This window comes from Devosia psychrophila, assembly GCF_000971275.1.
GTDB lineage: Bacteria > Pseudomonadota > Alphaproteobacteria > Rhizobiales > Devosiaceae > Devosia > Devosia psychrophila.
Window position 1 is genome coordinate 1 of record NZ_LAPV01000235.1, and the last position, 26,302, is coordinate 26,302.

Sequence of the window (26,302 nt, forward strand, 5' to 3'; positions counted from 1 at the left end):
GGAATGCTCGCTGTCGGTGGTGCGCTTGAAGCGGCGCTTCTGGCGCGCCACCAAGCCATTCTCGTGCATCAGTCTGGCGGTGCGGCGACGCCCGACGGCATGCGCCTCATCCTGCAACTCCCGCGTCGTGCGCGGGCTCCCATAAGTGCCATTCGAGAGTTTGAACGCCGATCGAACATGGGCGAGTAGAACCATGTCCTGACGCTGCCTGGAACAGGCCGGTCGATCCTTCCAGGCGTCGATCCTTCCAGGCGTCGATCCTTCCAGGCATGGAAGCCGCTCGGGCTGACGCCAAGCACTTTGCACATGCGGTTGATGGGGAACTCTGCCTTCTTCGCATCGATGAACGAGAACTTCATCGACTTCCCTCCTTGGCGAAAAAGCGGCGGCGCGCTTGAGAATCTCGCGTTCTTGCCGAAGAATTTCGTTCTCCCGGCGAAGCCGCTTCAACTCGGCCAATACATCTTCTGAACCGGGCTTGGCAGGCTCGTCGATCAAACGGTCCCGACTGCGACCAACCCAGCGCACCAGCGTCGAAAGCCCGATCCCCAGATCGTCGGCCACCTCGCGCTGCGTGCGCCCACTGGTCTGCACCAGACGAACAGCTTCGGCTTCAAATTCTTTCGTAAATCGTCTCTTTTATCATGCTGATCGACGTCCAAACCCTGCGCTGTTTCACACTCTGGCTGTCGATCACCCCGGCCGAGGGGCACGCCTCGCGACCTTCGAGTTCGCGGACGGCCATCACCAGGTGGTGGTTGATGGTGGCGAGCAGGCCACTGTCACGCCAGTCATAGAAGTAGCGCTGCACTGTCGATGGCGGTGGAAAATCCTGGGGCAGTAGCGACCATTGGCAGCCGCTCGAGGCCATGTAGAGAACCGCGTCCACCACCGCCCGCAAATCTGTCGTTCTGGAGCGCCCAGTCGGCCGGGCTGATGGTAGAAACGGATGGACCAGTGTCCACTCATCGTCGCTCAGGTCACTTGAATAGCGCCGCCCACGTCGCGCATACTCGCGCCGGGCAGCTTCGGTCCATGCCATCGTGGTCTCCGTTCAGTCTCACAACCGAACTGAATCACAACCTGCTGAAACTGCTCAACTCTTTTAAGTCGATCGCTTAACATGAGGAAAGTTCTGTGGAAACCATCTCTATCGGTCAATATGACCTTATTTATAACGTGTTCTCGTTCACTTTTGCAGCGATGATGGCGGCGACGCTGTTTTTCTGGTTCGGCCGCTCGCAAGTGTCGGACGCGTACAAAACCGCAATGACAGTGACCGGCTTGGTCACATTTGTTGCGGCTTACCACTACCTGCGAATCTCGCAAAGCTGGGCAGAGGCTTACACCGCAGCAAACGGCGTCGTCACTGCGTCACCCATCGGCTTCAACGATGCCTACCGCTATGTCGACTGGTTTCTGACGGTACCGTTGTTGCTTGTTGAACTTATCCTTGTCATGGGTCTGAGCCGCAAGGAAACCTCATCTAAGGCCATTCGTCTGGGTCTGCTTGCAGCTCTGATGGTCGGTCTGGGTTACCCCGGCGAGATTGCCGATGCCGCGTCTGGACGTTGGCTGTGGGGTGGGCTGTCGATGATCCCGTTCCTGTGGATTGTCTATGAACTGTTTGTCGGCCTCAGCCGGTCTGTCGCACAGCAACCCGAAAGTGCGCGCGGACTTGTCAAAGCGGCAATCTGGGTGACCGTTCTGTCGTGGTCGTTCTATCCGGTGGTGTTCTTTGCGGGTGCTGTCGGGCTTGAAGGCACAACGGCGCTGACCGTGGTGCAGGTCGGCTACACCATCGCCGATCTGGTCGCAAAAGCGGGCTTTGGCGTGCTGATCTTTTTGATCGCGGTGCGGAAGTCTGAAGCGGACATGGGTCGCGCTCAAACAGCCTGATCGTTGGAAAGCCTGACCGGTGACGGCTTCGTCGCCACCGGAACTCTTCGCACAGCCCATCAAGTCAGAGCGCCCCCCCAGACATGCATTATGCCCCCATCAAACCCGACATGACGGTACGGCTTGCGAAAGTAAGCCAAAAGATGTTCCGGCGATCCACGGTCACCCGTGTTCCACGCTGTTAGCAACCACCTTGGCACCCCCGATTGCGGGTTCGCAGCCAGATTGCGCTGCATGCAGCCGATTGCCTATGCGTTGATGCGCCGTCCGCCCTAACTATGGCCACCTGCTGCGAGCTCTTGCACACCGCATCTTTGATCCACGATGATCTGCAGGACCGCGATTATCTGCGCCGGGGCAAGCAAGCGGTGTGGAGCCTGTTTGGCGATGATGTCGCCCTGTGTGCGGGCGATCTTTTGTTTTTGGAAGCTTATTGGGCGCTGTCAGATGTGACAGACAATGCTGCAATCCCGCGCTTGGTCGCGCCGACACACGCGGCAGTCGCACAAATCATTCACGGGCAAGCGTCTCCTGCCTTGCCACCGCACGCCGATTTTCACCGGCTTGCAGCCTATCAGGTGATGGCAGGCGCAAAATCCGGACCACTTCTAAGCCTGCCATTCGCTTTGGTCCTTAGTTACTGCAACCGGCCCGACCTCGCGGCGACTTCGGTCCGTGCCGTTCGTGCATTCTCGATCGCCTATCAGATTGCCGATGATCTGGCCGACCTTGAAGCCGAAACGCGCACTGCTCGTGGCGCCGCAACGAACATCGTGGTTGTTCTGGAAACTTCGGGCGGTCGCGACCGCGCAACTGCAAAGATGGCCGCCGATCAGATGGCGCGCATCAGGCTGGCAGAGGGCGCTTGCCATAGCGGCCGATCTGCCAAGCGAGACAGACGCGATCCTGTCAGAGCTTGCCCAACGCATCACCTATAAACTGCATGGATATCAATAATGCCACGCGATTTTCGAACCAAGTCAGCAACGACCACGATTGTTGTGGGTGGCGGCTTTGGTGGGTTGGCTGCAGCCTTGCGACCTCGCGCACGCGGCTATCACGTGACCATCATCGACCGCTGTGCGCGGCTTGGCGGGCGGGCGCAGGTGTTCGAACGTGACGAGTTTCGCCATGATGCCGGGCCGACAGTCATCACGGCCCCTTTTTGTTAGAAGAGCTGTTCTCGCTTTTTGCCAAGAAAATGTCAGACTATGTGACGCTGGTGACGCCAGACCTTTGGTATCGCTTTCACTTTCCCGATGGTGCGACGCTAGATTATGGCCCGACCCAGGAACGGACCGAAGCCGAAATAGCCCGGTTCAACTATGCCGATGTGGCAGGGTTTCGCAGGTTGATCGCACATTCCAAGACGATTTATGACGTGGGCTTTACGAAACTGTCAGACCGGCCCTTTCACAGCCTGTGGTTTATGATTGGGCAAATCCCCGATCTGCTGCGGCTGAAAAGCTATCAAAGCGTTTGGAAGATGGTCGGCCGGCATTTGGCCGATGACCGCTTGCGTCAGGCATTTTCGGTGCAGCCCCTGTTGGTCGGCGGCAATCCCTATGCCAACACCGGCATCTACGGACTGATCACCTATGTAGAACAACGTGATGCATCTGGTTTGCGATGGGCGGCACACGGGCACTGGTGGATGCACTGTCAACGTTGATGACTGAGGAAGGGATCGAGATCAGAGCCGGGGAAACGGTAGATCAGATTGAACTGGAAAATGGCGGTGCCCGTGGTGTGTGGCTGGCCGGTGGAAAAGTGATCCGGTCTGACATTGTGGTCACCGATGTTGACCCGGTCCGCCTTTGCCGCAACATGCTGCCGCAAAAGACGGCTTCGCCGCTTGCCCGGTTCCGCGCCAAACATGCGACATCCTCGATGGGGCTGTACGTGATGTACTTCGGCGCGCAGCGGCAATGGGCGGATGTGGCGCACCACACCATCTGGTTTGGCACCGGCCACCGCGAATTGGCTCGCCGAGATTTTCAGGAATGAAAGGTTACCCGAGGATTTCTCGCTCTACCTTCACCGCCCGACCGCAACCGACCGCCCCTTGCGGCAGGATACCCCGTTCGATTTCGGCCGCAGCGATCTGCTGGGGCGCCTGCGCGATATGGGCAGAGCTTGCCCATGTCCCGCCAGCCGCCACGCTGTTCCTGCACCGCAAAATCCGCGGCATGTATCTGACGGAGGCGAGACTTCGGGCGCGCATTGCCCTGCGCCCGATGGTCGATTTCTATTACCGCGCGGACATCCCGCCGCGTTGACATTCCCGGCGCGGACACCACGTCTCGTTACAACCAAAGCAAGATGGACCCGATGACCGACTGGACCCCGACCCGCGCCGAAGGTGAGAAACTCCTGGCCGCCTTCACCCGCCGCATGGGGCGGCGCTATGCCAATGGCCGGAACACCGACCATGGCCCCGGCGCGCACAAAGCGGTGTCGGTGCTGTCGCCCTATATCCGGCGCAGGCTGGTGCTGGAATCCGATGCCGTTGCTGCCGCTCTTGCCGAACACGGGCCGGAGGATGCCGAGAAATTCGTGCAAGAGGTGATCTGGCGCGGCTATTTTAAAGGCTGGCTGGAACGCCGCCCGCAGGTCTGGGCCAGCTATCGCACCGGGCTGGAGGGTGATCTGTCCGCCCTTGACCGCGACCGCCGTCTGCGCCGCGATGTGGACCGCGCGATGAACGGTCAGACCGGGCTTGCCTGTTTCGATGCCTGGGCTACCGAACTGATGGACACCGGCTATCTGCACAACCACGCGCGGATGTGGTTCGCCTCGATCTGGATCTTCACGCTGGGGCTGCCGTGGCGGCTGGGGGCGGATTTCTTTTACCGGCATCTGCTGGATGGCGACGCGGCATCGAACACGCTGGGTTGGCGATGGGTGGCGGGGTTGCACACGCGGGGCAAGCCCTATCTCGCCGACGCGCAGAACATCGCCACCTTCACCGCCGGACGCTTCACGCCGCGCCACGGCGATCTGGCCGACGTGACGCAGGGGCTGGAGGCGACCGAGCCTGACGGCCTGCCGACCGTGCTGCCGTTGCGCGCGTTCAAGCCACCGCAACCGGGCCGCCCGACCGCGCTGCTGATCACGGATGAGGATTGCCGGGTCGAGGATTTCGATCTTGCAGCCCTCGATATCCGCACGACTGCTACGCTGTCGGTTAGCCACTTGCGCTCTCCCCTCCCCGTGTCGGATCTGGTGCAGCGGTTCGAAGACGGCGCGCTCGCCGATGCCGCCTTGCGGTCGGGCTTCACCTTAACCGTCATGCGCGCCAGTGACCCGGCCGCTCTGGCCAAGTGGGCCACAGGCGCCGGGGCTATGCAGATTGCAACGCCATACATCACGCGCGGCCCGCTGCACGACTGGCTGGATGAGGCGGCCCCTTCCCTTGCCAAAGCGGGGATTTCCTTCTGCGAATGGCGGCGGGACTGGGACACGGCGATCTGGCCCCACGCTACTGCAGGTTTTTTCAGGGTAAAGCAGAACATCCCCCACATCCTTGATCAGGTGCTGCCCGCATGACGCTGACGGACCCGCGCATCGCCCGGCTGGTCACCCTGATCCGCATCGCCCTGCACCCGCCTGCCGGGACGGCGCGCATCGCCCTTGCGCTTGGCCTCGGGGCGCTGTGCCACATCCTCTTTGCGGCGGGCGTGCTGGCAATGATCGTGGCGATGTTCTTTGGCCTGAGCGAAAGTTTTGGCAATGTGCCATGGCCTTGGGCGGCTTTGACCAATGCCGCACTGATCTTGCAGTTCCCGCTGGCCCATTCGCTGTTGCTGACCGGCCCCGGCGGAAGACTGCTGGCCCGGCTTATCCCCGGCCCGCATGGGCAGACACTGGCCACCACCACCTATGCCATTATTGCCTCGGCCCAGCTTCTGGCACTGTTTGCGCTGTGGACACCGTCGGGCATCGTTTGGTGGCGAGCGGACGGGGCGGTGTTCTGGGCGGTTACGGCTGCCTACGCCACAAGCTGGCTGATCCTGCTGAAAGCCACCTTTGACGCCGGGGCCGAGGTGCAGTCGGGTGCGCTTGGCTGGATGTCGCTTCTGGCGCGCGTTCGCCCGGTGTTCCCCGACATGCCGACGCAGGGGCTGTTTCGCCTGATCCGCCAGCCGATCTATGTGGCCTTTGCGCTGACGCTGTGGACCGTGCCAGTCTGGACGCCGGACCAGTTGGCGCTGGCCGTCAGCTTCACCGTCTATTGCCTGCTTGCGCCGCGCCTGAAGGAACGCCGCTTTGCCGCCCGCTATGGCGACCGGTTTGATCGATACCGCGCCGACGTACCCTACGTCCTGCCCCGCCTGACCCAAGCCAAGGACCGCCCCGATGCGCAATGACCTGACAATCTATGACAAGGTGGCCGACCGCTGGTGGTCGGACGATATCCGCTGGGTCCGCACGCTGAAGAACCTTGTTCCGGGGCGCCTCAAGTGGTTCGACGGCCAGATCGACTGGCAGGGCAAGGCGGTGCTGGATCTGGGCTGCGCCGGGGGCTTCATGGCCGAGGCGCTAGCGTTGCGCGGCGCGCGGGTGACGGGGATCGACCCGGCCACCGACGCGATAGACGCCGCGCGCGCCCATGCCCGCGAGGGTGGCCTGCGGATCGGCTACGACGTGGGCGTGGGTGAGGCCCTGCCCTACGACTCCGCCAGTTTCGATGCCGTAGTGTGCGTCGATGTGCTGGAGCATGTGTCCGACCTGCCCAAGGTCCTGTCCGAAGTTGCACGCACCCTGCGGCCGGGCGGGATGTTCCTGTTCGACACAATCAACCGCAATCCGCTGGCACGGCTGGCCACCATCACCATCGCCGAAGATATTTTGCGCCTGCTTCCGCGCGGCACGCATGATCCGGCCATGTTCATCAAGCCCGCCGAACTGCGCGCGGCGATGCAGCTCGCGGGGCTGGTGCCGGGTGCGACGACAGGCCTTGGCCCGCGCGGGATCAACCGACGCCTTGACCTGACCTTCGGCCCCCTGCCGCTGACTTCCATCCTCTACATGGGGATTGCGCGGAAGCCCGTTGACGCGGGGTCCGTTGCATGACCGACGTGCCGCGCGAAAACGTGCAATCCTACCCACGCGCCCCTTGCGTTGGAACCGGTGCCCCAACGGATCACCATCCGGCTTGGTGGTGTGATCGTGGCTGACACCAGCCGCGGCCTGCGGGTGTTGGAAACCCACCACGCGCCAACCTATTACCCTGCCGCCCTAAGATATCCACGCCACACTGCGCCCGGTGCAAGGCAGCAGCTTTTGCGAATGGAAGGGTGTCGCACGCGATTTCGACGTGATGGCGGGGTCTGCTAAGACCCCTCGCGCCGCCTGGGCCTATGAAAGCCTGGGGAAGCTCATTCGCAGTTTGAGGAACATCGCACGCCAGATGCGGTCCCTAATTCCGGGAAGGAACGCGATCAAAATCGCACTTGCTATTGATGCCATCGAAGTGCTGTTGACCCTGGATGTCGACACCTTCGTCATCGTAGACAGCGACGCCTCTTCGACCCGCTAGCATGCCGTCTCAGGGAGAGCGGCATGCTTGTCCTGGTCTGTGGAGGCAAGTCGCCTCCGGAGTCCCTGCGAGGGGCCTCCACCAGCCTTCATGATATCGGGCAGCTTTTGGGTCACATCAATACCCCTAAGCGCCGCCAGCGCCCTTCTGGAGCCTTCTTCCCAGCGACGCTGCCGAAGTCGTGATGCATGCTCTCGCGACCCTCTGTGATGAGTGTGGGTCCGTCACATTGAGTGGCTCTGGGCATACCTTTGGGGGCATAAATTGCAGAGCATCAGCCTGGCTTTGATAGCCGCATCTACAATCGACGAACGCTGGGCGATCTCAAGGGCGGAGGTGGAACAGGCTCTGACGCCTAGCAAGCGAAAACTCGATCTTCTGCACTCCGTCGACCCCGCCGCTATAATATGAAGTGTAAGATGGAGAAATCTGCCAAATGCACCTCACTGCCGGCCTTATCCATGCGCTGCCCGTCCACGAGCGTCGCGTTTTCAACCGCGAGGAAGCCGCCAGCTATGTCGGCGTCAGTCCCGGACACTTCAAAAAACTGGTCGACAACGGCGATATGCCGATGCCGCTGGCGAACCTAGGTTGTGTCCGCCGCTGGGACAAAGCAGCACTCAACACGGTCCTTGACGACATGAGTGGCACCGCTGATTCTAACGAGGTCGCGCCCAGTGCCTACGAAGCTTGGAGCAGCGCTCGTGGTCAGGGCTAACCTCAAGGGCGTCAACACCGTCCGCAAGACGCTCGCAGGCGGGACGGTGGTCCTCTATTACTATCATCGGGCTACCGGCCGGCGTCTTAAGGGTTCGCTTGGGTCGCCCGAGTTCGTGCGGGATTACGCGGACGCGGAACAGACACAGGTGCAAAAACGCAAGGGGACAATCGTCGGCTTGATCCGTGACTATACTCTGTCGCCCGAGTTCGCGAAGCGCGCTGAGAGCACGCAGAAGGAATATCGGCGCATGCTAACCAAGGTAGAAATCCAGTTCGGCACCATGCCGCTGGCAGTTCTAGAAGATCCGAGGGTGCGTAGCGACTTTCTAAAGTGGCGCGCGGACATCGCAATAAGTTCGGGCGAACGCGAGGCGGACAATCGGCTCAGCGTGGTCTCTGCGATGCTGTCATGGGGTATCGACAACGGACAGGTGTTCAGCAACCAAGTGTCGGGGTTCAAGCGTCTTCACAAGGTCGATCGGTCCGAGAAGCTCTGGCTTCCGGAACACATCGAGGCCTTCATGAAGGTTGCCCCACGCGAGATGCAGAGGGCGCTCATCCTAGCCCTTCACACTGGTCAGCGGCAGGGCGACCTTCTGAAGCTGGTCTGGACCAACTATGATGGCAGCAGGATCAGCTTGCGACAGAGGAAGGGCGCGCAGCGTGTCACCGTGCCCTGCACCCAGGCCCTTTCGCGCATGCTGGACGGCATGGAAAGGTCCGCTATGGTCATCCTCAGCACCAAGACCGGCCGGCCGTGGGCGGCACGTTATTTTAAGCGCCAGTGGGAGGAAGCCAGCAAGGCCGCTGGCATCACCGAATTGCACTTTCATGATCTCCGGGGGACGGCTGTAACAATGCTCGCCGAGGCCGGCTGTAGCGTTCCAGAGATTGCCTCGATCACCGGCCACACGTTAAAGTCGGTGCACGGCATTATTGAACGCTATCTGGCCCGCACGGCGACGCTGGCAACAGCCGCTATCGAGAAGTTCGAGAACGCAAGCAGCACAGATTTTGCAAACCGGCTGCAAACCACGGACCGCGGCGAAGGCAAGACAACAGCTAAGTTGTTTAAATAAATGGCGCGCCCTAAGAGATTCGAACTCCTGACCCCCAGATTCGTAGTCTGGTGCTCTATCCAGCTGAGCTAAGGGCGCGCACTGCCGATGTGATCGGCGGTTCAGGGCGGAGGCGAAACGCTCAACGTCCTGAAGCGGCGCAACCCATACATGGGCGATCCGGGCTTGGCAAGCGGACAGATGACAGTTTTTCGGCGGCTGCCGGTTTTGCACAGGGAGACGCGGCCCAACAAGGACTTAGGGCCTGCATTGGGTTGGAGAAACCAGCACCGGCTAGCTTGTGACGCGCAGGCTCACGGGCAGGATGAGATCGAAACGCGTGCCGTGGGGCTGGTCGATGAACACCAGCTTGCCGCCGTGGGCCTCGGTAATTTCACGGGCAATGGCCAGACCCAGGCCAGTGCCCCCTGCCCGCGCCGAGCCTTCGAAGGCGACGAAAAGTTTGTCGCGCGCGCGGGGCGGCAGGCCGGGGCCGTTGTCGGACACGGTGATGGTGATGTTTTCGGCATCTTCGCTGGCGCTGACCGAAACCTCGGGATGCTCGATATTTGCGCCGGAGGCCTCGAGGGCTTCGCGGGCGTTCTTGAGCAGATTGAGGAAGACCCGGCCGAGTTGGCCGGCATCGAGCGTCAGCACAAGGTTCTCGGGTACGCCATTGGTGAAGACCACATTGGGGTGACCGACCAGCCGTGCATCGAAGGCCGCATCATCGATCAGAGTGCGCAGCACGACCGGAGCCAGGACCGGCAGGGCGCTGGTCTCGCGGCCGTAGTCGAGCACCGACTGGGCAAAGCCGATGGCCTTGTCGAGCGTGGTGACTAGGCGCGGGGCGAGACGTTGCACCTTGGGATCGTCGAGCGTCGCCACCTGGTCGGACAGCAATTGCGCCGAGGTCAGGGTGTTGCGCAGGTCATGATTGATCTTGGCGACGGCTAGGCCCAGGTCGGCGAGATGGCGGCGCTGGCGCAGCATGGAGAAAAGGTCGGATTCCATGGCGGCCAGCTCGCGCTCGACGATACCGATTTCGTCGCGGCGCTTGGAGGGAACAATGACCAGGCTGGCGTTTTCCGGCGCCTGACGGAAGGCCAAGATGTTCTGGGTGAGGCGACGGACGGGATAGATGAACAGGTAGCTGGCCAGCAGATACAGCGCCACTGCGGTGATAGCGGCAATGGTCAGCGAAATAAAGCCGATCTGGCGTGAATAGGAGAGCATTTCCTGACGCAGTGGCCGCTCGGGCATCAATAGCTCGACGAGGCTTTGATCAACATCCCCCTCCCCCACGATGCGCAGGGTGCGGCCGGGACCGGCAAACAGGGTATCGAGTGCCCCGGCGATCAGCGTCATCAGATCGCGCTGCCGCATGTCGGCGGTGACCACGACATCCGGCGTGACCGGATCGGCGAGTTCGATCAGCTGGCTCTGGCCCTCGCGGCGATAGACGATGGCATTGGCCCCGGCCGAGGTCAGCAGGCGATCGGTGAGGTTACGCGGCAGGGCCATGACGTCGGGGACGGCGTCGAGCACGCGCGCCGCCACCACGCCGACACGCAGGCGGTCATCGAGCCAGCTGGCACGGTAATTGGCGAGGGAGGGCAGATAGACCACAATCTCGACCAGAAGTATCACCGCCATGATAGTGGCGATGAGCTTGATCGAGAGGCCGGAAAACCGGCCGGGCAGTACGCTGCGTTCGGCTGTCATTGCAAATCATTATAGGGAAACCGGGCGCGCACGGAAGCCCCTCGACGCTAGATCAGCGCGAGAGGCGCGGCAGCCGCGCCTTCCAGCCGGCGGGCGGCTGGTGCTGCACCTGGAACTGATCGGCCAGATCGATCAGTGCGGCGGCGGCGCTCGGTTGCGGCAGGGCCAGGTGTGCCAACTCGCCGAGCCTGAGCCCATTCGACAAAGCCAGTGCCAGCACGCCGGCAATCTCGCCGGCCCCATGACCGACAATGCCGGCTGCGCTAATGGTTCCCTTGCTATCGACGACCAGCTTGGCGGCGCCTTGCGGCAGGCTGTGAGCCCGCGCCGCGTCGTTCTCGGCGAGGTTGCTGCGCAGCACGAGCTGACCAGGGCGGAGTTCGGCTGAAAGCGGGCCAAGCTGGACCAAAGGGGGCTGGGTCTGGACCAGGCGGGGCACGAGGGCGGGATCGAGCCGGCCATTGCCGCGGCCGGTCAGACGGTCGAGCAACAGGTTGGCCTGGCGCAGGGCAACATGGGGCGCGTCCGTGCCGGCGGCACCACCAATGGCGGTTATCCGGCCATTCGAGGTCTGGCCGTCGGGGCCGAGTAGCAGTTGGTCGGCGCGGAGGCGGTTGGGTCGGAGTTGGGCTGCGTCGAGCCACCCGCCGTCGAAATCGGGCAGCCGTCCCATGGCGACGAGAATGTGGGAGACGTCGAGATTGTCTTCGCCGTCGCCGTGCCTGAGCATAATTCCGGTGCCCTGGCTGCGCTTGTGGATGGCGGTCACCTCGGCATCGTCGAGAATGACCAGCCCTTCTTCGCGCAGATCGCGCAGCAGGACGGCAACCAGTTCGGCATCGAACCCCGGCAGCAGCCCATCCTGTGGCACCAGCGTGACCATGGCGCCAAGCCGGCGATAGGCCTGGGCCAACTCGAACGCCGACGGATCGCCACCGATGACCACCAGATGGCTGAGCTTGCGCAGGTTATCGCCGATACTGTCGGGCGTAAAATAGTTGACATGATCGAGCCCTGGCAACGCAGGAATCATCGGCCGGGAGCCGGTGGCCAGCACGAATTGGCGCGGACGGATGGTCTGCTCGCCGCAGCGCAAAGTGTTGCGGTCGAGGAAGGCCGCATCGCCGGAGAGAACCGTGATCCCCAGCGCTGTGAGACGGTCGTCGGTATCGCGCAGTGCCACGGCATCGGCGATGGCATCGGCGCGTTCGCCGATGGTGCGGAAATTGGGCTTGGGTTCGGCATTGTTGAGGCCAAGGCTGCCAGCGGTGCGCAACGCCTGTGCCCGCTCGGCGCTGGCGCTGAAGGCCCCGCGGCGCAGGCTGCCAGCCGTTGGATCGTTAGCCTCATCATTGGGGCGCCGGAGCAGGACGACGTTGAGGCCGTGTTGCCGGGCCATGGTGGCGAGGGCCGTGCCAAGAGCGCCGGCGCCGATGACGCAAAGGTCAGGTTTCAATAAATCCGCCATTACCGCCAACGGCCAGTTCGAATGCTGCTGGACTTATGAGCGGATATGGCCTTGAAAACAACGGGGGACAGCAGGCAAGGAAGTGGCTGCTGCCGCGTTGACTTGAGCCCGAGTTTTCCCTATAGACGCCACCAACCCGCACCGTGGGCGCTAGCCGCTTCATGTGTGTCTGAAATTTCCTGCTTGTGCAGAGCCAAACTAGAGGAACCGTGCCCGGCGCGGTTTGATGTCATGAAGCGTACTTATCAGCCGTCCCAGCTCGTGCGTGCCCGTCGCCACGGTTTCCGTGCCCGTATGGCCACCAAGGACGGCCGCGCGATCATCAACAAGCGTCGCCGCGACGGTCGCAACAAGCTCACGGCGTAAGGCCCTGTGGCCGGATGACGGCCATAGAGCAGACGCCTGACGCGCTGCGTCGGCTGATCAAACGAAGCCAGTTTCAACGGGCTGCCCGGGGCAATCGCGCCGGGCGCTCTGCGTTTGGGCTGCAGGTGATTGCCGCTGAAGAAGCGCCACCCGGTGTCGGTTTCACCGTCACCAAAAAGACCGGCAATTCTCCCGAGCGCAATCGCATAAAACGTCGTCTTCGCGCGGCTGTGACAGCATGTGCGCGTGACTTTGTGCCCCACCATGACTATGTGCTGGTCGGTCGGCGTGAAGCGCTGACAGAACCCTTTACGAAGCTGGTTGACGATCTGGGCGCGCTGATCGTGCGCGTACACAAACCCAGGTCCCCCGACGAGCGCTCATCTTCCGGCCGCGGCCCACGGAAACCGAGATAATGGAAAACAATCGCAACATAATCCTGGCCATCGTGCTCAGCATGGCAGTGCTGTTCGGCTGGCAGTTCTTCGTTGCCGGGCCGCAGATGCAACGGGCACAGCAGCAGGCCGAGATTGCCGCCCAGCAGCAGGTTGCCGCCAATCCGGGCCTCGCAACGCCGGGCACCCCCGGCGCAGCAGTAGCGGGAGCGCCGGTGGCTGCAACCGGCACTGCGACGTTCGAGAGCCGTGATGCGGCGCTTGCCGCGACCCAGCGCGTCAGCATCGACACCGAAGACCTGTCGGGTTCGATCAATCTGACCGGCGCGCTGCTCGATGACCTGCGCCTCAAGCAGTACCGCGAGACCACGTCGGACACGTCGCCGATCATTACGCTGCTGACTCCATCGGGCCTGCCCAATGCCTATTTCGCCGAAGAAGGCTGGCTGCCGGTATCGGGCAATACCATCGTCACGCCGAACGCCCAGACCGTCTGGGCCGTCGATGGCGCCAACACCACGCTGACCGCCGAGACGCCGGTGACGCTGGTTTGGGACAATGGCGCCGGGCTGATTTTCCGCCGCACCATTTCGGTCGATGAGCACTACCTGTTCACCGTCAGCCAGAGCATCGACAACCAGTCTGGCGGCGACGTCGCGCTGTATCCTTATGCGCGCGTGACCCGTCATAATACGCCCAAGGTCGCCAACTTCTTCATCCAGCATGAAGGCCCGCATGGCGTGCTGGGCAGCAACAACCTGATCTCGAAGAAATATACCGACCTGCAGAAGGATCTGCGGGCCGATTACGAGAACACCACGGGCTGGCTCGGCTTCTCGGACAAGTACTGGGCCACTGCCGTGCTGCCGCCGCCCGGCACCACGCTCAATGCGCGCTTCAACTGGTCCAATTCGGCCGGTTATGACGACTACCAGACCAGTTATGTCGAAACGACGCCGGTAGTGATCGCCGCTGGCGCCACCGCAGAGCGCGAGAGCTACCTGTTTGCCGGCGCCAAGGAAGAAGCCGTCATCTCGGCCTACCAGACCGAATATGGCTTCGACCGGCTCGAACTGCTGATCGACTGGGGTTGGCTGCACTTCCTCACCAAGCCGATGTATTACCTGTTGACCTTCCTCAACGGCATCATCGGCAACTTCGGCGTCGCCGTGCTGGCCGTGACGGTTATCGTCAAGGCGATCTTCTTCCCGCTGGCCAGCCGCTCGTATGCCTCGATGGCTGCGATGCGTCGCGTACAGCCCGAGATGAAGTCGATCCAGGAACGTCTGAAGGAAGATCGCCCTGCCCAGCAGCAGGCGATGATGGAGCTGTACAAGCGGGAAAAGATCAATCCGCTCAGCGGGTGCTGGCCGGTCCTGATCCAGATCCCGGTGTTCTTCTCGCTCTACACCGTCATTTTCATCAGCCTCGACATGCGCCATGCGCCGTTCTTTGGCTGGATCCAGGATCTGGCTGCACCCGATCCCACCAATATCTTCACGCTGTTCGGCCTGATCCCTTGGGATCCGACCATGGTGCCGTTCTTCGGTTCGTTCCTGCATCTCGGCATCTGGCCGGTGATCATGGGCATCACCATGTGGGTCCAGATGAAGCTCAATCCGCCGCCACCGGATCCGACCCAGGCGATGATCTTCAACTACATGCCGATCATCTTCACCTTCATGCTGGGCACATTCCCGGCGGGCCTCGTGATCTACTGGGCATGGAACAATACCCTGTCGGTCACCCAGCAGTGGTTCATCATGAAGCGCCATGGCGCCGAAGTGAACCTGCTCGGCAATATCCTCGACACCTTCAAGCGCAAGTCCAAGGCGGACGAGCCGGCCAAGCCCTGATCGCCAGACCCGATCAGAAATGATACTGCCCGCCGGAGATCCCCGGCGGGCTTCTTGTTTAAAGTGAGCAGACCATGAGCGACATCGACTATCCTACCGACATGATCGAGCGTGGCCGGCTGCTGTTCGCGCGGCCATTTCTGTTCATCAAGGGCTGCGTCAGCATTGCCGACCTGCCACCGATGGATAAAGTCGAGATCTCGTTCGCCGGGCGCTCCAATGTTGGCAAGTCGAGCCTGATCAATGCGCTGTGCGGCACCTCGGGGCTGGCCCGCACGTCGAACACGCCCGGACGCACGCAGGAGCTCAATATCTTCGAGAGCCAGAGCGAGCAGCTTCGCGTCGTCGATATGCCCGGCTACGGCTATGCCCGCGCACCCGAAGATAAGGTTAGGCAGTGGACCAAGCTGGTGCATCGCTATCTGACCGGCCGCGCCACGCTGCGCCGGGTCTATGTGCTTGTCGATGGCCGCCATGGGCCCAAGGACAACGACCTGACGGTGATGAACGAGCTCGACAAGGCTGCGGTCAGCTACCAAGTGGTGCTGACCAAGTCGGACAAGCCGAGTGCAGAAGAGCTGGTCAAGGTTATCGCGGCGACAAAGGCGGCGATCCTTAAGCGCCCCGCCGCGCATCCGCATGTCATCCTGACCTCGTCGGTCAAGGGCGAAGGCCTCAAGGAACTGCGGACCGAGATCGCCATGCTGCTCGAGAGCGCAGGCGTTACACCCAAGCAGGACTGATTGCCGGACTAGCGGGTGGTGCAGGCCACCCAGCGGCGCAAGATGTCAGGTAGCGCGGCGGACTTGGCCGACAGGTCATCCGCGTCCTTAAAGGTGACGACGCCACGGTCTGGCGCGGCCCAGGTGATCAACTGGTCCGGCTCTTCGAAGCGGAACAGGCCGTCGGCAGCTGACTTTGCGCCGCGATGCAGGATCAGTTGCGGCCCGTCTCCGGGATGCAGACGCATGGTGATGCGGTCATCGTCGCCCTTGCCGAAGCTCGGCGCATTCCACTTGATGCGCTCGTTCAGTTCTGGGACCGCATCGAGAACCAGCCGGCGCAATGCCTCGACCTCCGCTTTGCGTCCGTGCTGCAGGTCATCCTGTCGACCGCAGCCAGCTTTTCCGCCACAGCAATGTCAGCGCCTCTTGAAGAACTGCCCGATATATCCGGCAACGTCGCCGCTATTTGAAGGCGTGGCAACGGAGGCCACGGCCCTATCCACCAGATTATCCGGCGCCGAGCCGCGGCGCAACTCGGCCAATGCCAGCGTGTAATCGTCGGCAAATTCGGGATGCGGCTGGAAACTCAGCGCCGCGCCATTGCGGTAGACGAGGCCTGCATTTGGCGTAAAATCCGAGGCAAGGATCACGTCGGCGTCCTTGGGCCGGGTGATAACCTGGTCTTGGTGCGAGCAGGCCACCGCCAATGCAGGCGGACCGCTGGGCATGAAATCGGGCCGCGATTTGACTTTGTAATTGTGGCGCCCGAGGCCCCAGCCCTTTTCGGATTTGCGCACATCGCCGCCCAGCGCATCGCCCATGATTTGATGGCCGAAACAAACGCCGAGCATCGGGGTGCGCTTGCCATAGGCATCGCGGATGAAAGCGCGCAGGGGATTGAGCCAAGCATGGTCGTCGTAAACCCCGGCGGCCGAACCTGTGATGACGATGCCCTCGAGGCTGGCCGGATCGGGCAGCGGCGCGCCATCGGAGACCGGGATCATGTCGTAGGTAAAGCCCTGCCCGGTCGCATCGAACATGGTCTCGAACATGCGGCGGTATGGCCCAAATCGGCCCCGCAGCGGTGCCGGCACATCGCCGGTCTGGATGATGGTGAGTTTCATCGGCGGATCATTCGGGCTGGACACGGACGACGAGACATATCGACAATGTCGGCAATGGAATCAACCGCTTCAGGAGGGACGATGCCCAACACAATACGCATTGCAGTGGTGCAGAGCCTCGTACAGCCGGATATTGCCGCCAATGGCTCGCATATCCGGGACTTGCTGGAACAGGCCGGGGCGCGGGGCGCGCAACTGGCCTTGTTCGGTGAGGGTGCGCTTTCCGGCTACGTTAAATCGCAGATTACTGATTGGGCACAGGTCGATTGGGCGGAGTTGAAGCAGCAGCGGCACGACATCGCTACCCTAGCCAAAAAACTTGGAATCGTGGCCGACGTGGGCACGGCAACTGAACTACCGGGTAAACGGCCATACAACAGTCTTGAGGTGATCCCAACAGGGCTTCGATACCACAAGCGCTTCCTGTCAAATACGGAAATCACGGACTGGTACTCGCCGGGGTTCGAGCCGGTGGAATTCGAGCTCGGCAATTATCGCTTCGGCATGACCATTTGCATTGAGACGTCGTTTCCCGAACTCTTTGCTGCTTATGAAGCGCAGGACGTGGATTGCGTGCTGCACGCGACTTATGGAATGGGTGCGATAGGGGATGTTCTGCTGCGCAGTCATGCCGCAACGAACTGCTTTTGGCTGGCAGTCGCTACCGCATCCAACCACGCCGATCCTGCGTCAGGGATTATAGGACCGGATGGGAACTGGCTGGCGCGCTGCGGCGACGGAGTCGATATCGCAGTAGCCGAATTGGATCGGGTCGATCCAGCATTTGATATAGCGCTGAACAAAGCAAGGCCTTGGCGACGGTTAGCGCGCCAAGGCCAGATTTATCGCGACGGGCCTAAGCCGCCACGAACTTCAGCGATACGCCATTGATGCAGTAGCGCAGGCCGGTTGGCTGCGGGCCGTCTTCGAAGACGTGGCCCTGATGACCGCCGCAGTTGGAGCAATGGACTTCGGTGCGGCTCATGAAGAGGCTATCGTCGACGGAATCGCCGATGCCGCCTTCGATGAAGGTATAGAAGCTCGGCCAGCCGGTGCCGCTGTCGAACTTGGTCTCGGAGGCAAACAGGGGCCGGTCACAGCCGGCGCAGACGAAGGTGCCAGCAGCATGCTCATCGTTGAGCGGCGAGGTGAAGGCGCGCTCGGTGCCCTCGTTGCGCAGCACGTCGTAGGCCTCGGGCGAGAGCTTGGCTTTCCATTCGGCGTCGGTCAGCTTGAAGGGGAAATCGCCTTCGGCAGCCTCGGCCGGGCCGCTCATGGGGCGCAGCAGGGCAAAAGCGGAAAGCACGGCGATGGCTGAACCACCTAGGAGCACGTTGCGACGATCGATTGCCATTTCTCTTCCCTTCCAGAAGTAACCCCGCGCCCCGGTCCGCGGAGGTTGCGGGCGGCGGCGCGGGGGAAGTGACGGCCAATATAAATCCTAGGGCAAGGTATTGGCTCGTCGAGTTGTTTTGAGAGGGCGCCGGGGGCGGGCACCCTCTCTATGGACGCCATTCGAAGTGGCATCGCCTTTGGTTACATCGCCGATCCCGAAGGACCGGTCTTATTACATTGCCGACTTGGGGGTCAGGACGGCGTCGATGACGTGGATCACGCCATTGGACTGGATCACGTCGGCGATGGTCACATTGGCAACGGTGCCGTTTTCGTCGGTCACGGTGACCTTGCCGTCAACAGCCTTGAGGGTCAGCTTGCAGCCGCCCACGGTGTCAACAACATGCTCGCCGCCATCGGCTTCAACCATGCCGACGATGTCGGTGGAGAGGGCCTTGGCCGGAATCACATGGCAAGCCAGGATGGTCGACAGCATTTCCTTGTTTTCTGGCTTCAGCAGCGTGTCGACGGTGCCAGCGGGCAGTGCGTCGAACGCCTCGTTCGTTGGGGCCAGAACGGTGAACGGGCCAGGGCCGGACAGGGTCTCGACAAGGCCGGCAGCCTTGACTGCAGCGACCAGGGTGGTGTGGTCAGCAGAGTTCACGGCGTTCTCGATGATGTTCTTTTCAGCGGACATGGCAGCGCCACCGACCATCGGATTTTCCTGGGCGAAAGCAGCGCCCGAAAGAGCGGAAACCGAAAGCATGGCAGCAAGCGTGAGGGTACGGAAATTCATGGTAGTTCCTTCCTGTGTTTCGTTCCCATTGTTCGGCTGGGACATGGAGAGGAACGGGCGGTTTCAGGCAAAGTTTCAGTTTTTGATATTTTAGCAAAAGTAAAATTCTCGCCCGTGGGCGACGCTACTTTTCACCTTACAATGCAAGGACTTAAACGAAAAATCGCAGACCAGTGATGGCCTGCGATATGTCATTATTACTACCTGAAATCACAAATTTATTCAGTGATCCAAAACCGCTATATTTCCGTAACGGCACCCTTTGCCACGACGGGACCAGTGGGATTACCGGTCGGCGAGCCGCCCTTAGGCTCAAGGGTGATTGCCAGCACCGATCCATCGCCCAGACCGGACATCACATCTGGCGACACAACGACTGAGCTGCGCTCGTTAACGGGAATGACACCCATCGAAATCGGGCTGTTGCCACCCTGGATCGCCCAAAGCTCGAAGTCCTTATCCGGAACAGCGGCCCCCGACAGCGCGGTCAACCGAACGTTGCCGCTACCGTCGTACAGCGCGACAAACTTGACGTCGCTCCCCTCTTCTTCAAGAGCCGCAACCAATTGCGTAGTCAGGGCGCCGATGTCGGGGCCGGGTTGAGCCAAGTTGAAACCAACTGCCGCGACTGCAATAGCCACGGCTCCCGCAGCGATACCGCGCCAGACCATGAGGCTTTCCCAGAATGACGAGGATTTAGAGGCGCGCCCTTGCTCGCCAAAGACCCGCGCAGCAACTGCCGGGTAGATATGGCCAGGAACCTGGGCTTCGGAAAATTCGTCATTCAGTGAAGCGAAACGCGAAATCCAAAAGTCGCGATCGGCGCGCAAGTTCTGGTCATTGTCGATCAGATTGCCGATGCGGGCATGTTGGCTGGATGAAAGCAGGCCGAGCACATACTCGGCCACAAGGGCATTGCGTCCCTCGAAATCTCCGGAGATGTCATCGCTCGTGGTCATGCTGTCAAACACTCTTTCAGTTTGATGAGGCTCCGGCGTAGCCAGGTCCTCATCGTGTTGAGGGGCACGGCGTAGCGGCTAGCCAGTTCCTCGTAGCTATAGCCATCGAGGTAGGCGCCGCGCACCGCATCGGCACGATCACTTTCAAGCGTGCCCAGGCACTTCTCAATCTGGCCTCTTTCCTCGTTGTTCTGGGCTGCCCGCTCGGGAGAGGGAGCAGCGTCAGGCACTTCGAGAGCCACATCGATATCGGCGGAAGGCGGACGTCGGGCCCTCAGAATATCGAGTGAATGATTACGTGCGACTGCAACGAGCCAGCTTATTGGGCTGGTATTGCCGGCGACGTAACGGTCGGCACGCTGCCAAACCTTCACATAGACTTCCTGAACTGCCTCTTCGGCTTCTGATCGGTCCTTCAAGATACGCAGCGTCACCCCGAAGAGTTTCGCGCTGGTCCGCTCATATAGGGTGCGGAATGCATCACGATCTCGCAATGCACAGCGTGCGATCAGATCCGCAATATCCTGCGTGGGGGTGTTCTGCGTGGCCATATCGGTAGCGTGCCTCCCATATTGCCTGTCTCGCCCTTGCCCGGCGCGATGTCTGGCGTGGCTACAACGCCCTAAAAAGGGTTTTGGATCAATTGGCATTTGCGGCAGAACTGTCTTTTCCTTTCTGCATTGATGCTCTAGACCCGTTCCGATCTTTTATGCCGCCTTGCTAACAGAATGGGTCCGTCCATGACCGATCAGACTTCGAACGACCGCTTCAGTCATGACGCCGGCATCCTCGCACAGGCCCTGCCCTACATGCAGCGCTATGAGGGCAAGACCGTCGTGGTGAAATACGGCGGCCATGCCATGGGCGATGCCAAGCTCGGCCAGGCCTTTGCGCGGGATATCGCCTTGCTCAAGCAGAGCAAGGTCAACCCGATCGTGGTGCATGGCGGCGGGCCGCAGATTGCCTCGATGCTGGCCAAACTGGGCATCGAATCCAAGTTCGAGGGCGGGCTGCGCGTCACCGATGCGCGTACGATGGAAGTGGTCGAGATGGTTCTGGCCGGCTCGATCAACAAGGAAATCGTCGCGCTGATCAATGCCGAAGGCGAATGGGCCATCGGATTGTGCGGCAAGGACGGCAACATGGTGTTTGCCAAGAAGGCCGTAAAGACCGTCAAGGACCCGACCTCCAATATCGAGCGGGTGCTGGATTTGGGCTTTGTCGGCGAGCCGGTGGAAGTCGATCGCACGCTGCTCGACCTGCTGGCGCGCTCGGAAATGATTCCCGTCATCGCTCCGGTGGCACCCGGGCGCGACGGCAACACCTACAATATCAATGCCGATACCTTTGCTGGTGCGATTGCCGGCTCGCTGGGCGCCAAGCGCCTGCTGTTCCTGACCGACGTGCCGGGCGTACTTGACCGCGACGGCAAGCTGATCTCCGAGCTCAGCGTGCGCGAAGCCAAGGAGCTGATCGCCGATGGTACGATTTCGGGCGGCATGATTCCCAAGGTGGAGACTTGCCTTGAGGCGCTGGAGAATGGCGTCGAGGGCGTGGTGATCCTCAACGGCAAGATGCCGCATGTGGTTTTGGTCGAGCTTTTCACAGAGTTCGGCGCCGGTACGCTCATCGTTCGCTAACCATGGCGAGCTCGCAATACGTTTTGGCGGGTGTGTGGCCCATTGGTCATAGGCTCACCTTAACAAAACGTGGCAAATTTTAGCCAGTTCAGTTTTGGGGATAGTTTCATGGGTTTCAAGATCAAGCTGGCCGCAGCGCTGATCGCAGTAGCTGTCGGAGCGCCCGTCGTCGGCGCAAACGCGCAGCAGCTGATTGCACCGGTGATTACGAACCAGTCCTATCAGCCTGCCTATTCGGCCTGGGACGGGTTCTATATCGGTGCGCAGGGCAGCCTGATCGGCATGAAGAGCCACGAGACAAATACCGTCGTCGCTGCTCCTCCCGCAAAGGAACAGTTGCTAGGCGATATCGGCGGCAGCGCTGGTGTGTTTGCCGGTTATCGCATGCAGCTCAGTGACTGGTTCGTGCTGGGCGTGGATGCCGAGCTGAACAATGTTGCGACCCAGTTCGAATATAACGGCCTCAACTACGGCGCGCTCAAGTGGGACACCGCAGTCCGCGCGACGCTGGGCTATCCCATCGCCAACAACGTTCTGGCCTATGGTACCGTGGGCTATTCGTGGGGCCGGTTTGACCTGTCGCCAGGTCTGGGCGGCGGTTCCGAGTTCACAGCCGGCGGCTTCCAGCTCGGGCTGGGTGTCGACATGATGGTCACCCAGAATATCATGGCGCGCCTTAACGCGACATGGACGCATTATGGCGTCAACACCGTGCCGGGCCCAGCGGGCCGCACCAGCGAGCCGAGCAATGCGGTTATCCGCGCGGGCCTTGCCTGGAAGTTCTAGGACCTACCGAATATGAATTAAAAGGCCGCCCCGAGGGGCGGCCTTTTTGTTGGGTCAGACTTCGATGGCAACTTGCTGGGCCGGCGCGCCATGGCCGTGGGCCGGGGCGGCGGGTCGCTTGAAGAACGGCGACATCAGCAACACCAATGCGAAGCTGCCCACCACGTACCAGAGCGCCAGGCTCGAGGCATTGGCGAAGGCGGCATGCGGCGCGGAGCCTGCGGCCATTGAATTTCCCAGGTTGGTGAAAAATATCTGGCCGATGATGGCGACACCAAGCGCTCCACCAACCTGCTGGAAGGCCTGCAGGGCACCCGAGCCTGCGCCCGCATCGCGCGGTGGCACATTGGACAACACGAGTTGGAACAGCGCCGAGAAGCCAAGGCCGAGGCCTATACCGGCGATCAGCAGCGGCGGCAGTAGCTGCCAGTGATCGATGCTGTCGCCAACGCCTGCGATGTAGAAATGCATCCAGCCGATGCCGATAACCAGCAGCGCACCGGACGAGGCAAGGCGGGCGCGCAGATAGTGCGAGCCAAATCGACCGGCAATAGCCGAGGCGATCAGCACGCCGACCGAGAACGGCGTGTTGGTCAGGCCGGATTCAAGCGGGGTGAATGCGAAGCCACCCTGCAGCAGCAGCGAAATCACCATGAACATGCCGGGAATGCCCGAGGCAAACACGGTGGTGACAAAGGCGCCGAACATGAACTGCCGGTTGGTGATCAGATCGAAGTTGAGCAGTTGTGGCGCGCCGATCTTGGCCCGCGAGCGGGTCCACAGCACGAACAGCACCAGCAGTACGACGCCGGCGGCGATCATGGCAAAGGCCCACAGCGGCCATCCGTAGGTGCGGCCTTCGACGATGGGGAACACCACCGCGAGAATTCCAAGACCGAACAGACCGATACCGACATAGTCGTTCTTGAGCGCAGCGTGGCCCGGCAGGCGCGGAATAAGGAACCAGCCGGCGATGACGGCAGCGATGCCGATTGGGATGTTGACCAGGAAGATCGGCTGCCATTCCATGCCGAACAGATTTGCCGAAACCAGCACGCCGCCGAGGATGGGACCGCAAACCGAGGCAAGACCGGCCGAAAGACCGAACAGCGAGAAGGCCTGGCCGCGTTCATGCGGCGGGAAGGTGACGGTGGCGATGGCCAGCACCTGCGGCGTCATCATGGCGCCAGCGAGACCCTGGATCACGCGAGCGACGATCAGGAATTCGATGTTGGGCGCCAGACCGCACAGAGCCGAGGCGGCGGTAAAGCCGGCAACGCCCCACAGGAAGAGCTTGGTGCGGCCCAGGATATCGCCGAGGCGACCAAAGGGTAACAGGCCCAGCGCAAAGGCCAGGATATAGGCGGCAATGACCCATTCGATCTGGCTATCGGTGGCGCCGAGGTCGGTGCGCATCGACGGCAGTGCGACGTTGACGATGGTCACGTCGATCAGGTTCATGAAATTGGCGATCAGCAGGATGAACAGCGCTAGCCAGCGGCGCTCATCGGGAGCGGCCGGCGCTCGAGGATTGATTGTATCGGTGGACATCGGATTTTCCTTGGACTTACGATTTTCGGATAAAGGCGCGTTCGAGTTCGGCCAAAGCCTGCTCGATCATGGAAGGCGAAGTGTCGGGCCGACGCCAGCAGTCGGACAGGGCGCCAGTGGCAATCATTGCACCCGCCTCGGGATCGAGGTCGGGACGGAAGGAGCCGTCGGCGACGCCGAGGCGGAAAATATCGACGAACTGACCGCGCCAGAATCGGTGCATCGGCAGCACGATCTCTGCCACTGTCGCATCACGTCTCGCGCGTTCGACAAGTTCTGTCAGTATGATGATGAGCTCGGGCATTTCGCGCGTGGTTTCTCGGAAATCGTCAAACTCCATGTGGAGTTGTTCGAGGCCGGTTTTGCCGACACGGGGGTGGCGCATGGCCTGGGTTCGGAAGTCATGACGGATGCTCTCAGCAACGAGGGCGACCAATGCTTCCTTGGTCGGCACATGATAATGCAGCGTGGCAATATTGATGCCGACGCGGGCCGCGATGTCGCGCGTGCGCAGGCCTTCGAGCCCCTTCTCGACGATGATCTGCCGGGCTGCACTGGCAACCGCGATACGACGCTCATCGCCGCTCTCGCGCTTGCTGGCCGGGAAGGCACATGGGGTGGAGTCAGCTTTCATGGCGGGAGGCTATAGCGCCAAACCTCAATCAATCAAATGATTGAGTAGACAATCCTGCCATGCAATTTCCGCAGACTTGGACCCGGCCTGCGGCTTGACAAACTCTCAGTCGGGCGCTCCATCACGGCCACACCGGAGCTACCGCATGCAGGACTATGTCCGCCGTATTCTCACTTCGTCGGTTTATGAAGTCGCGGAGCAAACGCCGCTCGACACCATGAACCTGCTATCGGCGCGCCTTGGGGCCAAGGTGCTGCTGAAGCGCGAGGATATGCAGCCGGTGTTCTCGTTCAAGATCCGTGGTGCGCATAATCGGATTGCGCAACTGACCGAGGCAGAGCGTGCGCGTGGCGTGATCTGTGCCTCGGCCGGCAATCATGCGCAGGGCGTGGCTTTGTCGGCGTCGCGGCTGGGCATTCGCGCCATTGTCGTCATGCCCACCACCACGCCGACCATCAAGGTCGGTGCGGTGCGCCGGCTGGGTGGGGAGGTCGTGCTGTTTGGCGACGGCTTCGACGCGGCGCGCGGCCATGCGGCTGACCTGGCCGAAAAGCATGGTTATGTGGTCGTGCACCCGTTTGACGATCCCGACGTCATTGCTGGCCAAGGCACAATCGGCATGGAATTGCTGCGCCAGCATCCGGGTGAAATCGGCGCCATCTATGTGCCCGTAGGCGGTGGCGGATTGGCGGCCGGCATTGCAGCTTTCGTCAAATTTCTGCGCCCCGAAATTCGCGTTATCGGGGTCGAGCCGGAGGAGGCCGCCAGCATGAAGGCCGCCATTGCGGCAGGTCATCCGGTGGCGCTGGATCAGGTCGGCCTGTTCGCTGATGGCGTCGCCGTGCGCCAGGTCGGCGACGAGACGTTCCGGATTTGCCGCGAGTTGCTCGACGATATCGTCACCGTGACCGCCGACGAAATCTGTGCCGCGATCAAGGATATTTTCGACGACATGCGGGCCATTGCCGAACCCGCTGGCGCGCTAGCGCTGGCCGGGTTGCGGCGTCAGGTGGAAACCGGCGTGGCGCCGAAAGGTGCGCTGATCGCCATCAATTCTGGCGCAAATGTCAATTTCGACCGGCTGCGCTATGTGGCCGAACGCGCCGAGATCGGCGAGCGGGCAGAGGCGCTGCTCAGCGTCGAAATTCCGGAACAGCCCGGCAGCTATCGCGCCTTTATTCGCTTGCTCGGCCAGCGCTCGATCACCGAGTTCAACTATCGCTACGCGCATGGCGCCAAGGCCCGCATTTTTGTCGGCATCAAGCTCAGCGGTGGCGACGTCGAAAAGCAGGAGATCATCGCCCTGCTGCAAGGCCACGGCCTGGGCGTGCTCGACCTGACCGACAACGAGGTCGCAAAACTACACGTCCGCCATATGGTTGGCGGCAGGGTTGCCGATCTCAACGATGAGGTCGTCTATCGCTTCCAGTTTCCCGAGCGACCCGGCGCCCTGCTGAAATTCCTCGAAGGGCTCAACGACGAGTGGAACATCTCGCTATTCCACTATCGCAATCACGGCGCCGATTATGGCCGCGTACTGGTCGGCATCCAGGTGCCGGCGGCCACCCGCGCCGATTTTATCGCCCATATCGAAGCCATCGGCTTTCCCTATTGGGACGAGACCAACAACCCGGCCTACCGTCAGTTTCTCGATCACGATCGCGGTTAAAACCGGGAGTGTCACAATCGTGTCGTCGGCGCTATGCTGCAGTAAATCGACAAT

30 protein-coding genes, 1 tRNA gene and 2 pseudogenes are annotated in these 26,302 nt (G+C 61.5%); 20 read left to right on the plus strand and 13 right to left on the minus strand.

Features of this window, described 5'->3' with window-relative positions; all coding sequences use genetic code 11:
• Window positions 1-597: pseudogene (locus WH91_RS24470) on the minus strand (IS3 family transposase); the annotation flags it as partial.
• A 76-nt stretch (window positions 598-673) separates the two neighbouring features.
• Window positions 674-1,042 (minus strand): annotated as a pseudogene (locus tag WH91_RS21325) (transposase); the annotation flags it as partial.
• Between the two features lie 95 nt (window positions 1,043-1,137).
• Here WH91_RS21325 and WH91_RS21330 point away from each other — a divergent pair.
• The 12 genes from WH91_RS21330 to WH91_RS21370 all read left to right on the plus strand — a co-directional run bounded on the left by WH91_RS21330 (window position 1,138) and on the right by WH91_RS21370 (window position 9,240).
• Window positions 1,138-1,899, plus strand: a complete 762-nt coding sequence (locus WH91_RS21330) for a bacteriorhodopsin-like (protein WP_046173031.1) — start codon at window positions 1,138-1,140, stop codon at window positions 1,897-1,899.
• A gap of 206 nt (window positions 1,900-2,105) precedes the next feature.
• Window positions 2,106-2,837 carry a polyprenyl synthetase family protein gene (locus WH91_RS21335; protein WP_074797682.1) on the plus strand — a complete coding sequence of 244 codons (732 nt, stop codon included), beginning with the start codon at window positions 2,106-2,108 and terminating at the stop codon, window positions 2,835-2,837.
• A gap of 18 nt (window positions 2,838-2,855) precedes the next feature.
• Entirely contained in the window at window positions 2,856-3,071 is a 216-nt protein-coding gene (locus tag WH91_RS25020; RefSeq protein ID WP_052953035.1) for an NAD(P)-binding protein, read from the plus strand.
• Window positions 3,065-3,571, plus strand: coding sequence for a phytoene desaturase family protein (locus WH91_RS25025; protein WP_052953036.1), 507 nt, complete (start codon window positions 3,065-3,067; stop codon window positions 3,569-3,571). Before WH91_RS25020 ends, WH91_RS25025 begins: the two co-directional genes overlap by 7 nt.
• On the plus strand, window positions 3,568-3,906 hold the full coding sequence (locus WH91_RS25030) for a phytoene desaturase family protein (protein ID WP_199533566.1): 339 nt from the start codon (window positions 3,568-3,570) through the stop codon (window positions 3,904-3,906). Before WH91_RS25025 ends, WH91_RS25030 begins: the two co-directional genes overlap by 4 nt.
• 324 nt (window positions 3,907-4,230) lie before the next feature.
• Window positions 4,231-5,448 (plus strand): FAD-binding domain-containing protein, encoded by a 1,218-nt coding sequence (locus tag WH91_RS21345; protein ID WP_046173083.1) that lies wholly within the window; start codon window positions 4,231-4,233, stop codon window positions 5,446-5,448.
• Window positions 5,445-6,269, plus strand: coding sequence for a methyltransferase family protein (locus tag WH91_RS21350; RefSeq protein ID WP_046173032.1), 825 nt, complete (start codon window positions 5,445-5,447; stop codon window positions 6,267-6,269). The genes WH91_RS21345 and WH91_RS21350 overlap by 4 nt, the downstream gene beginning before the upstream one ends.
• A complete protein-coding gene (ubiG, locus tag WH91_RS21355; protein WP_046173033.1) occupies window positions 6,259-6,975 on the plus strand; it encodes a bifunctional 2-polyprenyl-6-hydroxyphenol methylase/3-demethylubiquinol 3-O-methyltransferase UbiG in 717 nt (238 codons plus the stop codon). The genes WH91_RS21350 and ubiG overlap by 11 nt, the downstream gene beginning before the upstream one ends.
• A gap of 57 nt (window positions 6,976-7,032) precedes the next feature.
• Window positions 7,033-7,239 (plus strand): DUF427 domain-containing protein, encoded by a 207-nt coding sequence (locus WH91_RS26285; RefSeq protein WP_199533567.1) that lies wholly within the window; start codon window positions 7,033-7,035, stop codon window positions 7,237-7,239.
• Window positions 7,160-7,441: a DUF427 domain-containing protein gene (locus WH91_RS25675; protein ID WP_425285359.1), complete on the plus strand. Its 282-nt coding sequence runs from the start codon at window positions 7,160-7,162 to the stop codon at window positions 7,439-7,441. Before WH91_RS26285 ends, WH91_RS25675 begins: the two co-directional genes overlap by 80 nt.
• Before the next feature lie 436 nt (window positions 7,442-7,877).
• Window positions 7,878-8,159, plus strand: a complete 282-nt coding sequence (locus WH91_RS21365) for a MerR family transcriptional regulator (RefSeq protein ID WP_046173035.1) — start codon at window positions 7,878-7,880, stop codon at window positions 8,157-8,159.
• On the plus strand, window positions 8,146-9,240 hold the full coding sequence (locus WH91_RS21370) for a tyrosine-type recombinase/integrase (protein WP_046173036.1): 1,095 nt from the start codon (window positions 8,146-8,148) through the stop codon (window positions 9,238-9,240). The genes WH91_RS21365 and WH91_RS21370 overlap by 14 nt, the downstream gene beginning before the upstream one ends.
• Before the next feature lies 1 nt (window position 9,241).
• On the opposite strand, the gene WH91_RS21375 is transcribed toward WH91_RS21370, so the two are convergent.
• From WH91_RS21375 to WH91_RS21385, 3 genes are all read right to left on the minus strand, one after another.
• Window positions 9,242-9,318: transfer RNA gene (locus WH91_RS21375), tRNA-Arg, on the minus strand.
• Between the two features lie 195 nt (window positions 9,319-9,513).
• Window positions 9,514-10,944, minus strand: coding sequence for a sensor histidine kinase (locus WH91_RS21380; RefSeq protein ID WP_046173037.1), 1,431 nt, complete (start codon window positions 10,942-10,944; stop codon window positions 9,514-9,516).
• Window positions 10,945-10,996: 52 nt separating this feature from the next.
• Complete coding sequence (locus WH91_RS21385) at window positions 10,997-12,400, minus strand: FAD-dependent oxidoreductase (RefSeq protein ID WP_046173038.1); 1,404 nt, start codon at window positions 12,398-12,400, stop codon at window positions 10,997-10,999.
• Between the two features lie 243 nt (window positions 12,401-12,643).
• Here WH91_RS21385 and rpmH point away from each other — a divergent pair, with 243 nt between their 5' ends.
• From rpmH to yihA, 4 genes are all read left to right on the plus strand, one after another.
• Entirely contained in the window at window positions 12,644-12,778 is a 135-nt protein-coding gene (gene rpmH / locus WH91_RS21390; RefSeq protein ID WP_046173039.1) for a 50S ribosomal protein L34, read from the plus strand.
• Window positions 12,779-12,792: 14 nt separating this feature from the next.
• Entirely contained in the window at window positions 12,793-13,194 is a 402-nt protein-coding gene (rnpA, locus tag WH91_RS21395; protein WP_046173040.1) for a ribonuclease P protein component, read from the plus strand.
• On the plus strand, window positions 13,194-15,029 hold the full coding sequence (gene yidC, locus WH91_RS21400) for a membrane protein insertase YidC (RefSeq protein WP_046173041.1): 1,836 nt from the start codon (window positions 13,194-13,196) through the stop codon (window positions 15,027-15,029). Before rnpA ends, yidC begins: the two co-directional genes overlap by 1 nt.
• A 74-nt stretch (window positions 15,030-15,103) precedes the next feature.
• Window positions 15,104-15,772: a ribosome biogenesis GTP-binding protein YihA/YsxC gene (gene yihA, locus WH91_RS21405; RefSeq protein ID WP_046173042.1), complete on the plus strand. Its 669-nt coding sequence runs from the start codon at window positions 15,104-15,106 to the stop codon at window positions 15,770-15,772.
• A gap of 8 nt (window positions 15,773-15,780) precedes the next feature.
• Here yihA and WH91_RS21410 read toward each other — a convergent pair whose 3' ends face one another.
• Together WH91_RS21410 and WH91_RS21415 are read right to left on the minus strand one after the other, a co-directional pair.
• Window positions 15,781-16,128, minus strand: coding sequence for a DUF1801 domain-containing protein (locus WH91_RS21410; RefSeq protein WP_046173043.1), 348 nt, complete (start codon window positions 16,126-16,128; stop codon window positions 15,781-15,783).
• A 42-nt stretch (window positions 16,129-16,170) separates the two neighbouring features.
• Window positions 16,171-16,878, minus strand: a complete 708-nt coding sequence (locus WH91_RS21415) for a glutamine amidotransferase-related protein (protein WP_046173044.1) — start codon at window positions 16,876-16,878, stop codon at window positions 16,171-16,173.
• Window positions 16,879-16,959: 81 nt separating this feature from the next.
• On the opposite strand from WH91_RS21415, the gene WH91_RS21420 reads away from it, so the two are divergent.
• Window positions 16,960-17,769, plus strand: a complete 810-nt coding sequence (locus WH91_RS21420) for a carbon-nitrogen hydrolase family protein (protein ID WP_046173045.1) — start codon at window positions 16,960-16,962, stop codon at window positions 17,767-17,769.
• Here WH91_RS21420 and msrB read toward each other — a convergent pair.
• The 4 genes from msrB to WH91_RS21440 all read right to left on the minus strand — a co-directional run bounded on the left by msrB (window position 17,735) and on the right by WH91_RS21440 (window position 20,519).
• On the minus strand, window positions 17,735-18,232 hold the full coding sequence (gene msrB / locus WH91_RS21425; RefSeq protein ID WP_046173046.1) for a peptide-methionine (R)-S-oxide reductase MsrB: 498 nt from the start codon (window positions 18,230-18,232) through the stop codon (window positions 17,735-17,737). The two genes, WH91_RS21420 and msrB, sit on opposite strands and share 35 nt — an antisense overlap.
• Before the next feature lie 213 nt (window positions 18,233-18,445).
• The gene (locus WH91_RS21430; protein ID WP_046173047.1) at window positions 18,446-19,009 is read right to left on the minus strand and encodes a fasciclin domain-containing protein; all 564 of its coding nucleotides are present in this window, start codon (window positions 19,007-19,009) and stop codon (window positions 18,446-18,448) included.
• 239 nt (window positions 19,010-19,248) lie between these two features.
• Window positions 19,249-19,968 carry an anti-sigma factor gene (locus tag WH91_RS21435; RefSeq protein WP_046173048.1) on the minus strand — a complete coding sequence of 240 codons (720 nt, stop codon included), beginning with the start codon at window positions 19,966-19,968 and terminating at the stop codon, window positions 19,249-19,251.
• Entirely contained in the window at window positions 19,965-20,519 is a 555-nt protein-coding gene (locus tag WH91_RS21440; RefSeq protein ID WP_046173049.1) for a sigma-70 family RNA polymerase sigma factor, read from the minus strand. The genes WH91_RS21435 and WH91_RS21440 overlap by 4 nt, the downstream gene beginning before the upstream one ends.
• Window positions 20,520-20,708: 189 nt before the next feature.
• On the opposite strand from WH91_RS21440, the gene argB reads away from it, so the two are divergent.
• Window positions 20,709-21,608: an acetylglutamate kinase gene (gene argB / locus WH91_RS21445; protein ID WP_046173084.1), complete on the plus strand. Its 900-nt coding sequence runs from the start codon at window positions 20,709-20,711 to the stop codon at window positions 21,606-21,608.
• 108 nt (window positions 21,609-21,716) lie between these two features.
• The gene (locus tag WH91_RS21450) at window positions 21,717-22,394 is read left to right on the plus strand and encodes an outer membrane protein (protein ID WP_046173050.1); all 678 of its coding nucleotides are present in this window, start codon (window positions 21,717-21,719) and stop codon (window positions 22,392-22,394) included.
• A gap of 54 nt (window positions 22,395-22,448) precedes the next feature.
• Here the strand turns inward: WH91_RS21450 and WH91_RS21455 are convergent, their stop codons facing one another.
• Together WH91_RS21455 and WH91_RS21460 are read right to left on the minus strand one after the other, a co-directional pair.
• Window positions 22,449-23,945 carry a DHA2 family efflux MFS transporter permease subunit gene (locus tag WH91_RS21455; protein WP_046173051.1) on the minus strand — a complete coding sequence of 499 codons (1,497 nt, stop codon included), beginning with the start codon at window positions 23,943-23,945 and terminating at the stop codon, window positions 22,449-22,451.
• Window positions 23,946-23,961: 16 nt separating this feature from the next.
• On the minus strand, window positions 23,962-24,579 hold the full coding sequence (locus WH91_RS21460; protein WP_052953039.1) for a TetR/AcrR family transcriptional regulator: 618 nt from the start codon (window positions 24,577-24,579) through the stop codon (window positions 23,962-23,964).
• Between the two features lie 145 nt (window positions 24,580-24,724).
• Here WH91_RS21460 and ilvA point away from each other — a divergent pair, with 145 nt between their 5' ends.
• Window positions 24,725-26,248 (plus strand): threonine ammonia-lyase, biosynthetic, encoded by a 1,524-nt coding sequence (gene ilvA / locus WH91_RS21465; protein ID WP_046173052.1) that lies wholly within the window; start codon window positions 24,725-24,727, stop codon window positions 26,246-26,248.
• Window positions 26,249-26,302: the final 54 nt, after the last annotated feature.

Bases quoted from the DNA above. Each gene is read 5' to 3' on its own strand.
- WH91_RS25020 (WP_052953035.1), top strand. From the start codon at position 2,856: ATGCCACGCGATTTTCGAACCAAGTCAGCAACGACCACGATTGTTGTG.
- rpmH (WP_046173039.1), top strand. From the start codon at position 12,644: ATGAAGCGTACTTATCAGCCGTCCCAGCTCGTGCGTGCCCGTCGCCAC.
- yihA (WP_046173042.1), top strand. From the start codon at position 15,104: ATGAGCGACATCGACTATCCTACCGACATGATCGAGCGTGGCCGGCTG.
- WH91_RS21435 (WP_046173048.1), bottom strand. From the start codon at position 19,968: ATGACCACGAGCGATGACATCTCCGGAGATTTCGAGGGACGCAATGCC.
- argB (WP_046173084.1), top strand. From the start codon at position 20,709: ATGACCGATCAGACTTCGAACGACCGCTTCAGTCATGACGCCGGCATC.
- WH91_RS21350 (WP_046173032.1), top strand. From the start codon at position 5,445: ATGACGCTGACGGACCCGCGCATCGCCCGGCTGGTCACCCTGATCCGC.
- ubiG (WP_046173033.1), top strand. From the start codon at position 6,259: ATGCGCAATGACCTGACAATCTATGACAAGGTGGCCGACCGCTGGTGG.
- WH91_RS21365 (WP_046173035.1), top strand. From the start codon at position 7,878: ATGCACCTCACTGCCGGCCTTATCCATGCGCTGCCCGTCCACGAGCGT.
- WH91_RS21430 (WP_046173047.1), bottom strand. From the start codon at position 19,009: ATGAATTTCCGTACCCTCACGCTTGCTGCCATGCTTTCGGTTTCCGCT.
- WH91_RS21380 (WP_046173037.1), bottom strand. From the start codon at position 10,944: ATGACAGCCGAACGCAGCGTACTGCCCGGCCGGTTTTCCGGCCTCTCG.
- WH91_RS21440 (WP_046173049.1), bottom strand. From the start codon at position 20,519: ATGGCCACGCAGAACACCCCCACGCAGGATATTGCGGATCTGATCGCA.
- WH91_RS21415 (WP_046173044.1), bottom strand. From the start codon at position 16,878: ATGAAACTCACCATCATCCAGACCGGCGATGTGCCGGCACCGCTGCGG.
- rnpA (WP_046173040.1), top strand. From the start codon at position 12,793: ATGACGGCCATAGAGCAGACGCCTGACGCGCTGCGTCGGCTGATCAAA.
- WH91_RS21460 (WP_052953039.1), bottom strand. From the start codon at position 24,579: ATGAAAGCTGACTCCACCCCATGTGCCTTCCCGGCCAGCAAGCGCGAG.
- WH91_RS21450 (WP_046173050.1), top strand. From the start codon at position 21,717: ATGGGTTTCAAGATCAAGCTGGCCGCAGCGCTGATCGCAGTAGCTGTC.
- WH91_RS21420 (WP_046173045.1), top strand. From the start codon at position 16,960: ATGCCCAACACAATACGCATTGCAGTGGTGCAGAGCCTCGTACAGCCG.
- ilvA (WP_046173052.1), top strand. From the start codon at position 24,725: ATGCAGGACTATGTCCGCCGTATTCTCACTTCGTCGGTTTATGAAGTC.
- yidC (WP_046173041.1), top strand. From the start codon at position 13,194: ATGGAAAACAATCGCAACATAATCCTGGCCATCGTGCTCAGCATGGCA.
- msrB (WP_046173046.1), bottom strand. From the start codon at position 18,232: ATGGCAATCGATCGTCGCAACGTGCTCCTAGGTGGTTCAGCCATCGCC.
- WH91_RS21455 (WP_046173051.1), bottom strand. From the start codon at position 23,945: ATGTCCACCGATACAATCAATCCTCGAGCGCCGGCCGCTCCCGATGAG.
- WH91_RS21345 (WP_046173083.1), top strand. From the start codon at position 4,231: ATGACCGACTGGACCCCGACCCGCGCCGAAGGTGAGAAACTCCTGGCC.